The organism is Pandoraea sp. B-6 (genome assembly GCF_000282835.1).
GTDB classification, from domain to species: Bacteria; Pseudomonadota; Gammaproteobacteria; order Burkholderiales; family Burkholderiaceae; genus Pandoraea; species Pandoraea cepalis.
Map to the genome: position 1 here is coordinate 17,498 of NZ_KB290494.1, position 9,838 is coordinate 27,335.

Sequence of the window (9,838 nt, forward strand, 5' to 3'; positions counted from 1 at the left end):
GGCGCGTGCGCTGGCGGCACGTCGGTACGACGCCGTGGTCGTGCTCACTGACGCCGACCGCGACGCGTGGCGAATGCATCATCCCCACGCCCGGGCGCAGTTCGTCACGCTTCCCAATCCGCTGGGCCTTGCGATCCCGGACGCGCCTCCCGAGCCCAGCAGCGAGGGCGGCATTCTCGCCGTCGGGCGCCTGGTTCCGGAGAAGGGCTTCGACCGCCTGATCGACGCTTGGGCGCGTATCGCCCGCGACGCCCCGGGCTGGCAGGTGCGTATTGTGGGCGATGGCCCGCTGCGCGACGCGCTGCTCGCGCAAGCGCGCGACACCGGGGTCGGCGACAGCGTGCAGGTGCTGCCCGCCGTGGCCGACATCGCGCAGCACTATGCGCGGGCGGCGATCTACTGTCTCCCGTCGCGACGTGAAAGTTTCGGACTCGTGTTAATTGAAGCCAAGGCGTATGCGGTGCCCATCGTGGCCTACGCTGCCGATGCGGGGCCCCGCGCGCTGTTGCATGACGAGGTCGACAGTCTGATCATTGACGACGGCGATATCGAGGGGTTGGCTGGCGGGCTCAAACGGCTGATCGGCGACGCCTCCGTGCGACGCAGACTTGGCCTGGCGGGCTACGCCCACGCGCGGGACTTCGGCGCGGATGCCATTGCGGCGCATTGGGAAGCGCTATGGGCCGAGGGCGGTTCGACACCGCGGAGCGCGCGATGAAGATTGTCCTGTTCGTCACCGGTCTGCAATTGGGGGGAGCGGAAACGCAGGTGGCCGATCTCGCCCGGGGTTTCCTCGCGCGCGGGCATGATGTCGCACTCATCTCGCTCACGGGCACCTGTGCCATCGCCTTGCCGGAATCGCCGCGGCTCACGCTCATTGAATTGAAGGCGGGCAAGACGCCGTGGTCCCTCGCGTGTGCGTTGCGAAGCCTCGTCGCGCACCTGCGCGCGTGGCAGCCCGACGTCGTGCACGCCCACATGGTGCATGCCAACCTGTTGGCTCGCATGGCTCGGTGGTTTGCCCCGGTGCCGGTGCTGGTGACGAGCGCGCACAGCCGCAATGAAGGCGGACGTCTGCGGATGCTGGCCTATCGGCTGACGGATCGGTGGACGGATTTGACGACGAACGTCAGCGACGACGCGGTGGCCGCCTTCGTTGCGCAACGCGCCGCGCCGGCGGAACGTATCGTGAGCGTGCCCAATGGCATCGACACGGATCGCTACCGTCCCGATGAGCAGGTTCGGTCGCAGTGGCGCGCGGCCATGCCCACGTTGCCCTCGACGGCGACGCTCATCGTCTTCGCGGCGGGCCGGATGGTGGAAGCGAAGGACTATCCGACGCTGATCGACGCGTTCTCGCACGTGCGCCTGGCGGTGCCCGAAGCACGCCTCGCGATCGCCGGAGACGGGCCGCTACGCGGTGCTATGCAGGCGCTCGTGGACGCACGCGGGCTGGCCCATGCGATTACGCTGCTCGGGCGTAGCAACGACATCGCGCAATGGATGTGTGCCGCGGACGTCTACGCGATGTCGTCCGCCTGGGAAGGATTGCCGCTCGTGATTGGCGAGGCGATGGCCAGCGGCTTGCCCGTCGTGTCGACTGACTGCGGGGGGGTGCGTGAACTCCTCGGCACCGTTTCGGGCAACACGCTCGTGCCAGTAGGCAATGCGCAGGCGCTCGGCGACGCCCTGATTCGCCACCTGCGCGCCGGCGCGAGCGCGCGTCACGCGACCGGCGTCGCCAATCGCGAGCGCATCATCACCCATTACTCCCTCGATGCGGTCGTGGCGCGCTGGATCGCGGTCTATGCGCGTCTGCGCGAAACGCGTCGCAACCGCTCCTGATTACACCACGACCCTGTCAATGACATCGCCCGTCCTGCTCTGCTCCAACACCTTCTGGTCGATCTACAACTTCCGGCGTGGCCCGATTGCCGCGCTGCTGGCGGCGGGTCATCCGGTGCACGTCGCGGCGCCAGACGATGCGTTCGCCACGCAGCTCGCCGAAATGGGCTGCGTCGTCCATCGCGTCCCGATGGCCGCCAAGGGACAAAATCCGCTGCAGGATCTCGGGCTGATGTGGCGGCTCTTTTGTCTTTACCGGCAAGTTCGTCCGGCGGTGATCTTCCACTACACGATCAAACCGAACATCTACGGATCGATCGCCGCACGCCTTGCCCATATTCCGTGCGTGTCGATGACCACGGGGCTCGGATACGTCTTCATTCGCGAATCGCTGACCACGAGGCTGGCGCGACAGCTCTACCGCGTCGCGTTTCGTCATACGCTCGAGAATTGGTTTCTCAACGCCGAAGACCATCGGGCGTTTGTCGAAGGCGGACTTGTTGCGATCGGCAAAACCCGGTTGCTGCCGGGAGAGGGTGTCGATCTCGCTCACTTCGCCAAGGCGCCGTGGCCGACATCGAACTCGCCCGCCGACGCTCCGCCCGAACCAATGCGCTTTCTCCTCATCGCCCGTCTGCTTCGCGACAAGGGCGTGCTGGAGTATGTGGAGGCCGCGCGTGCCCTACGCGCCGAGATGCCGCACCTGACCTTTCAAATGCTCGGCGCGACCGATGTCGAGAATCCCTCGGCCGTCACACGCAGCGAGGTCGACGCTTGGCAGCGCGAAGGCGTCGTCGAGTATCTCGGCACGACCCGCGACGTCCGGCCCATCATTGCGAATGCGCATTGCGTGGTATTGCCGTCGTACCGTGAGGGCCTCTCGCGCACCTTACTCGAAGCCAGCGCGATGGGGCGACCGCTCGTCGCGAGCGATGTGCCGGGTTGCCGCGACGTGATCAACGATGGGGTGACCGGCCGGCTCGTGCGTGCACGCGACGCCGCCGCACTGACCGCCTGCCTGCGGGACATGGCCCAGATACCCGCGCGCCAGCTCGTCCGGATGGGCGATGCCGGGCGTGCTAAAGTAGCGCGCGAATTCGACGAACATGTCGTCATTGCAGAGTATTTTCGGATTCTCGGATCCCTCCCCGCATCATGCTGAGTCTCGCCATCGCCCTGCTCGTGTCGTTCATCGCGACGCTCCTGATCGTCCGCTATGCGCACGTTCACGCCCGCTTCTCCGGCGATAGCGATGTTGCCGGCGTGCAGAAGTTTCACGTGCGTCCGGTGCCGCGCATCGGCGGCGTCGGCATTCTGGCGGGCCTGATCGTGGCCGCCACGGCGCTCGGTTTCTCGTATCCCGTCGTCTCGCGCAATATCCTCCTGCTCGTTGCCTGCGGCCTGCCCGCGTTCTTCGCCGGCTTTGTCGAAGACCTGACCAAGAAAGTGACGCCGACGGTGCGTCTCATCTGCACGATGTTCGCCGCGCTGCTGGCCTGGCTTCTGCTCGACATCCATATCACGCGCATCGACATCGGCTTGGCCGACCGCGCGTTGATGCTCGCCGCCGTGTCGGTGCCACTCACCGTGCTCTGCGTGGCCGGCATGGCCAATGCCGTCAACATCATCGACGGGTTCAACGGGCTCGCCGCGATGGTCGCGATGATCATGTTCGCCTCGCTCGGCTATGTCGGGTTTCAGGTGCAAGACCCCGTTGTGCTCACTACCTCAATGATCATGGTGGGCGCGATCCTCGGGTTCTTCATCTTCAATTTTCCCGGCGGACTGATCTTTCTCGGCGATGGAGGTGCGTATTTCATCGGCTTCATGCTGGCCGAAATTGCCGTGTTGTTGGTCATGCGCAACCCGCAGGTATCGCCGTGGTACCCGGCACTGATGGTGATTTACCCCGCCTTTGAGGTCTGTTTCTCAATCTATCGCAAGCGCTTCGTGCGCGGTATGTCGCCCGGCATTCCCGATGGCGTGCACCTGCACATGCTCGTCTACAAGCGGCTGATGCGTTGGGCCGTCGGCGCCCGCACGGCAAGCGCGCTGACGCAACGCAACTCCTTGACGTCTCCGTACCTCTGGCTGCTATGCTTGCTGGCAGTGATCCCGGCGACGGTGTTCTGGCGACACAGTCTGGTGCTCGCGCTGTGCTGCGTCGCCTTCATGGTGACGTATGTCTGGCTGTATCTGCGCATCGTTCGCTTCAAAGCACCCCGCTGGCTGATTTTCAAAAAGTGAACGCCCCAAGGGCAACGCATCGCAGACGCGAAGCCGCGGCACCCGCCATCCCCATGATCGGGACAACTAGACAGACGAGACAGCGCCACCTCCGCCATGCGTGACATCTATGCTATCGGCGACCTGCAGGGTTGCCAGACGTCGTTTGAACAACTGCTCGCGCACCTGCCTCAGGACGCGGATCTCTGGCTGGCAGGCGACCTCGTCAATCGCGGGCCGCGCTCGCTCGATACGTTGCGCCAGGTCATCGCGCTGGGCGATCGCGTCACGGCCGTGCTCGGCAATCACGATCTTCATCTGCTGGCCGTGGCGGCCGGTGTGCGCCAGACCCACGGCAGCGACACCCTCGACGACATTCTCAAGGCCCCCGACCGCGACGCCCTCATCGACTGGGTACGCCATCGACCGCTCGCGCATTTCGCACAGGGTCATCTGATGGTGCATGCCGGCGTGCTCCCACAATGGGACGCCGCGCAGGTCATCACGCTCGCTCGCGACGTGGAGCGGCAGTTGCGTGGCCCGGACTGGAGAACGTTCCTGTCGCGCATGTTCGGCAATCAGCCCGATCGGTGGCAAGACGATCTGAGCGACGAAGACCGTCAACGTCTCACGATCAACGCCCTCACACGCATGCGCTTTTGCACAGCGGACGGGCGCATCGACTTCAAGATCAAGGAAGGGGCCGACGCGGCCACGGACGAGTTGAAGCCCTGGTTCGACACGCCGAACCGTCGCACAGCCAATGTCACGGTGGCGTTCGGTCACTGGTCCGCGCTCGGACTGGTCATGCGCGACAATCTGCTCGCGCTCGATACGGGCTGCGTCTGGGGCGGGCAGTTATCCGCGGTGAAGCTCGCTAGCGCGCCCGCCGCGCGCGAGCTGGTTCAGGTCGACTGCCCGCAGATTCGCGATCCGCTTGCACTGGCTGACGACAAGACGCGCGACAAGGTCAAAAAGGTGGACAGGACCCAAGACGCGCCCAAGGCCGCGAAAGCCGAGAAGTCCGATAGAGGCGCCGTAGGCAAAATCGGAAAGTTTGGAAAGGTGGAGAGGGCTGGGAAATCGGCGAAAGCGGACAAAGCTGAGAAGCGCAAAGGCCATTGATTGATCGCGCGTGGGCGACGTCTTGCGGCCCGTCTCGTGAGTGACGTCTGCGTCGCTACGGTCATCGCCCTGACGAACGATAACGGCGCCCACGGGCGCCGTTTTTTGTGTCGCGCGACACGCGTCAGACCTGAACGGCCCGCACCGTATCGTCGTCTTCGTCACCCAATGCCGAGTCACGCGAGCCGACCGAGCCGCTCTGCGGCAACACTGCCTCGGGCAGAAACCCTTGCAAGGCATCGCCAACCGCCCGCTGCGCGCCGAGCGCAAACTCGCGACGGTGCTGACCGTCTTGCGGATGCTGCGGTTCGCCCACCGACAAGCGCACCGTCATGGGCGGCGCGCGCAGAATCATGTCGATGGACTCGATCAGACTCGTTTCGCCGATATACGCCGGCGCCATCGTATGGCGCCCGCTCTCGGCATCGGTATAGAACAGACACAGCGGCTGCACCGGCCTGGAAGTAGCCACCGGCGCTTGCAGCAGATTGGCGTGGAACGGCAACAAGCTTCGACCGTCCGTGGTCGTGCCTTCGGGGAAGACGGTGATGATGTCCCCATCGCGCAGGCAATCGGACAGGTAATGCATGATGCGGCGGGCGTCGGCACGGCGCTCACGTTGCAGGAAGATGGTGCGCGTCTGCACGCACAGCCAGCCGACCAACGGCCAGTGGCGAATCTCGGCCTTGGCGACAAACCGCACCGGCTGCCACGCATTGATCGCGAAGATGTCGATCCACGACACGTGGTTGCACAGCAGCATCACGCCGCTGTCCGGCAACGGTGCCCGCTGCTCGACTTCGAGACGCATGCCGCACAGCTTCAACAGCTTTTGCGACCATGCGCGTATGCGACGATGCTTCGCCGCTTCCGACAGGAACGGGAAAAACAGCAGCGCGGTCAGCAGACCGCGTGTGAGGTGCAAGCCAAGACGAATTTTTTTGATTAGCAGCACGACAATCGCATCCTAGACGGCGAGGGTTTCGTGCGCCACGTGGCCACCCACCAGCGTGAGACCTACACGACCCGGCACTTCGTAACCCAGAAACGGCGTGTTGTGGCCGGCACTGCGCATCTGCTGCGCGGACACCGTCCAGTGTGCCGACGGTGCAAACACACATAGGTCTGCCGGTTGTCCCGGCGCAAGCCGGCCCGCCCCCGGGGCCACCGTCGCGACCCGCTGTCCCGGCCCGTACGTCACCCGCGCCAGCGCATCGACCAACGGCACGCGCGACTCGTCGGCCCACTTCAACACCAGCGACAGGAGCAACTCCACGCCGCTCGCGCCCGGCTCGGCTTCGGCAAACGGGACGAGACGTGCGTCGACCGCCAGCGGCGTATGGTCCGAGCAAATGGCATCGACCGTGCCGTCGCGCGCGGCGTCGCGGATGGCCTCTCGGTCACGTTGCCCTCGCAGTGGCGGATCGAGTCGATACTGAGCATCAAAATAGCCGATGTCCATATCGCTCAGATGGAGATGATGCGCGGCGACGTCGCACGTCACCGGCAACCCTTCGGCCTTGGCCGAGCGCACGAGCGCCAGCCCCGCCGCGGACGACAGACGGCACAGATGCACGCGCGTGCCCGTCACACGTACGAGTTCCAGAATCGTGTGCAACGCGATGGTCTCGGCCGCCACCGGAATGCCCGCCAGTCCGAGACGAGAGGCAACGGCACCGCTGGCCGCCACGCCGCCGGCCGCCAGCGCGGCGTCCTGCGGGCGCAACCAGACAGTCAGCCCAAACGTGCCCGCGTACTGCATCGCGCGCAACAAGGTGCGGTTGTCCGTGATCGACGCGTTGGCCTGCGACAGTCCGATGCAGCCCGCTCGCGCCAACTGCGCCATTTCCGTGAGTTCTCGGCCGGCAAGTCCCACCGTCAAGGCGCCCAGCGGATGCACCTGCGCATGGTGCACGGCACGGGCGCGCAACTGCAGCATTTCGACGAGATCCGGCGCGTCGAGCACAGGGTTGGTATCGGGTGGGCAAACGACGCGCGTGACCCCGCCAGCCAGCGCCGCCGCGGCTTCGCTGGCCGCCGTCATGCGACGTGCCGCCAAATCGACCAGCCCGGGCATGACCGCCAGCCCCGTCACGTCGAAGGTTCGGTCAGCGACGAAGTCGGCCGGCGGCATGCCCAGCGCAGCAATGCTGCCCGCCGCGATGAAGACGTCCTGGACACGATCGGTTCGGGTCGAGGGATCGATGACGCGGCCGCCCTTCAGATGCAGTTTCATGGCGCCCTCACCCGTGCGTTGCGGCAACGATACTCATCGCCGCCATGCGCACGGCAATGCCGAACGATACTTGTTCGAGAATGACCGACTGCGGACCGTCCGCAACCGCCGAATCGATTTCCACACCGCGGTTCATCGGTCCGGGATGCATGACGATGGCGTCGGGTTTGGCCAAAGCGAGACGCGCTGGCGTCAAGCCGTAATATTTGAAATACTCGGCCGCCGACGGCAGCAACGCGCCGCTCATTCGCTCGTTTTGTAGCCGCAGCATGATGATGACGTCGACGTCGCGCAGCCCTTCATCCATGTCGTGGAATACGCGCACGCCGAGTTGCTCTAGGCCCTCGGGCAACAGCGTGCGCGGCCCGATGGCGCGCACTTCCGGCACGCCCAGCGTGGTGAGCGCGTGAATGTCGGAGCGCGCCACGCGCGAATGCAGAATGTCACCGACGATCGCTACCGTCAGATTCTGAAATTCGCCCTTGTGATGACGAATCGTGTACATGTCGAGCAAGCCTTGCGTCGGGTGCGCGTGACGCCCGTCGCCGGCGTTGATGACATGCACGTGCGGCGCACAATGCTCCGCGATCAGGTAAGGTGCGCCCGATTGGGCGTGACGCACGACGAACAGATCCGCGTGCATGGCCGACAGGTTGCCGATGGTGTCGAGCAGCGTTTCGCCCTTGCTCGTCGAGGACGCGTTGATATTCAGATTCAGCACATCGGCCGACAGACGCGCAGCGGCAATCTCGAACGTCGTGCGCGTACGTGTCGAATTCTCGAAGAAGAGATTGAAGACCGACTTGCCGCGTAGCAGCGGCACCTTCTTCACATCGGCATCGTTCACGCCGACGAACTGCGTGGCGGTGTCGAGAATGTGCATCAATACGGCGCGCGGCAGCCCTTCCACCGTCAGCAAATGCTTCAGCTCACCGTTGCGGTTTAGCTGCGGGTGGCCGCGCCGGCCCAGGATTCCGTTAGCCATGCAGGGGCTCCGGGGCGAGTCGGCGTTGCGTGGCGTCGCATTGGCGGCGCGCGGGCGGAATGCCGCTCGGGATATCAGACAGGAACATGCTCGTCGAAATATTGCTGAAGGATGATGCGAGCGGCCTCGGCGTCGAGCGATGTCTTTTGCGAAACCTTGACGCCCGCCTCGGCCAGCGCCGCGGCGGCAGCGACCGATGAGTAACGCTCGTCGACCCACACGACCGGCACGTTGAATCGTCCGTTGAGTTGGTTGCCGAAGCGCTTGGCTTGCTGGGTCATCTCGTGCGGCGTGCCGTCCGGATGGCACGGCAGCCCGACGACGATGAGTTCGGGTTCCCATTCGGCGATGAGCCTACCGGTCTCGGCGAACCGGACTTCACGATTGAGATTGGCCACGACGGTCAATGCGCTGGCCTCGCGCAACATCAGATTGCCGATGGCGACCCCGATTCGGCGCTCGCCGTAATCGAAGGCGAGGACCGTGGCACTGCCAGCCGTCATGCGTGACCCGCGTCGGCGGACAGCATCGACGAGGTAACGCCCAGCAACGCCAACGCAGCATCGAAGCGCTCGGCCGGCGGCACGTCGAACACGATGCCCGGATCCGCTGCGACCGTCAGCCAGCCGTTGCGGCCGATCTCGTCTTCCAGCTGCCCGGCGCCCCAACCCGAATGTCCCAGCGTCAGCAGGAAACGATGCGGTCCCTGACCATTCGCGACGGCTTCGAGCACGTCTTTCGAGGTTGTCATTTCGAGACCGCCCGGCACCGACAGCGAGGAGCTATAGGGCGCGCCGGTCGACTCATGCAGCACGAAGCCGCGCTCGGTCTGCACCGGCCCGCCGAAAAACACTGGCTGATGCGCGAGGGGATCGATTTCCAGCTTGAGATCGAGCCGCTCGAAGAGCGACTGCAGATCGATGTCGGTGGGACGATTGATGACCAGCCCGATCGCCCCTTTTTCGCTGTGTTCACACAGGTACACGACGGTACCGGAAAACGTCGGATCGGCCATGCCCGGCATGGCGATGAGGAATTGATTCGTGAGGTTGATACGGTCGTTCGGCATAGGGCCAAAGTTTATCGGAAGCTGTTTGACGGTCTGCTGCCCGGGTGTTGCCTTGCGCAGCGGGTGCTGCGGGTCAGCAGACGAACTTTTTCCGCATCGTGATACGGCCATCAGCTGCCAATGGCAGCCTTTGCGCCGACTTTATCACGGAACGTCGCGCCCGGTGACGAGCCGCTGTCCGAATACGCTGGCGTCCAGCGCACGCTCGCGCCACATCGCCATTTCCGCGATCAGGTCGGGCCGCGACTCCGGATAAGTATCGGCGGCAAACTGATGCAGCATGCCGCGCAACGCCTTGACCGTCATCGCCAGCGCCGCCGGCCCCCCTGGCTCCGCCGGCGGCGAGGCGGCA

10 protein-coding genes and 1 pseudogene are annotated in these 9,838 nt (G+C 65.0%); 5 read left to right on the forward strand and 6 right to left on the reverse strand.

What is annotated here, in order from left to right; all coding sequences use genetic code 11:
* The 5 genes from A985_RS24135 to A985_RS24145 form a co-directional block, all read left to right on the forward strand.
* Positions 1–718, forward strand: a 718-nt coding sequence (locus A985_RS24135; protein WP_039829849.1) for a glycosyltransferase, incomplete at its 5' end; no start/stop codon positions are given.
* Entirely contained in the window at positions 715–1,845 is a 1,131-nt protein-coding gene (locus A985_RS24140; RefSeq protein ID WP_017232126.1) for a glycosyltransferase, read from the forward strand. The genes A985_RS24135 and A985_RS24140, both read left to right, overlap by 4 nt.
* 19 nt (positions 1,846–1,864) lie before the next feature.
* On the forward strand, positions 1,865–3,007 hold the full coding sequence (locus A985_RS0104035) for a glycosyltransferase family 4 protein (protein ID WP_017232127.1): 1,143 nt from the start codon (positions 1,865–1,867) through the stop codon (positions 3,005–3,007).
* Positions 3,001–4,092 (forward strand): glycosyltransferase, encoded by a 1,092-nt coding sequence (locus tag A985_RS0104040; RefSeq protein WP_017232128.1) that lies wholly within the window; start codon positions 3,001–3,003, stop codon positions 4,090–4,092. Before A985_RS0104035 ends, A985_RS0104040 begins: the two co-directional genes overlap by 7 nt.
* A gap of 96 nt (positions 4,093–4,188) precedes the next feature.
* Positions 4,189–5,196 carry a symmetrical bis(5'-nucleosyl)-tetraphosphatase gene (locus tag A985_RS24145; protein ID WP_017232129.1) on the forward strand — a complete coding sequence of 336 codons (1,008 nt, stop codon included), beginning with the start codon at positions 4,189–4,191 and terminating at the stop codon, positions 5,194–5,196.
* A gap of 124 nt (positions 5,197–5,320) precedes the next feature.
* Here A985_RS24145 and A985_RS0104050 read toward each other — a convergent pair whose 3' ends face one another.
* From A985_RS0104050 to A985_RS28050, 6 genes and pseudogenes are all read right to left on the reverse strand, one after another.
* Positions 5,321–6,151, reverse strand: a complete 831-nt coding sequence (locus tag A985_RS0104050) for a 1-acyl-sn-glycerol-3-phosphate acyltransferase (protein WP_017232130.1) — start codon at positions 6,149–6,151, stop codon at positions 5,321–5,323.
* 12 nt (positions 6,152–6,163) lie between these two features.
* Positions 6,164–7,432 (reverse strand): dihydroorotase, encoded by a 1,269-nt coding sequence (locus A985_RS0104055; RefSeq protein WP_026131631.1) that lies wholly within the window; start codon positions 7,430–7,432, stop codon positions 6,164–6,166.
* A 7-nt stretch (positions 7,433–7,439) separates the two neighbouring features.
* Positions 7,440–8,393, reverse strand: a pseudogene (locus tag A985_RS0104060) (aspartate carbamoyltransferase catalytic subunit); the annotation flags it as partial.
* 98 nt (positions 8,394–8,491) lie between these two features.
* On the reverse strand, positions 8,492–8,920 hold the full coding sequence (ruvX, locus tag A985_RS0104065; protein WP_017232133.1) for a Holliday junction resolvase RuvX: 429 nt from the start codon (positions 8,918–8,920) through the stop codon (positions 8,492–8,494).
* Positions 8,917–9,486 (reverse strand): YqgE/AlgH family protein, encoded by a 570-nt coding sequence (locus A985_RS0104070; protein WP_017232134.1) that lies wholly within the window; start codon positions 9,484–9,486, stop codon positions 8,917–8,919. The genes ruvX and A985_RS0104070 overlap by 4 nt, the downstream gene beginning before the upstream one ends.
* Before the next feature lie 144 nt (positions 9,487–9,630).
* The coding region (locus A985_RS28050) for a hypothetical protein (protein WP_026131632.1) at positions 9,631–9,838 on the reverse strand (208 nt) is incomplete at its 5' end.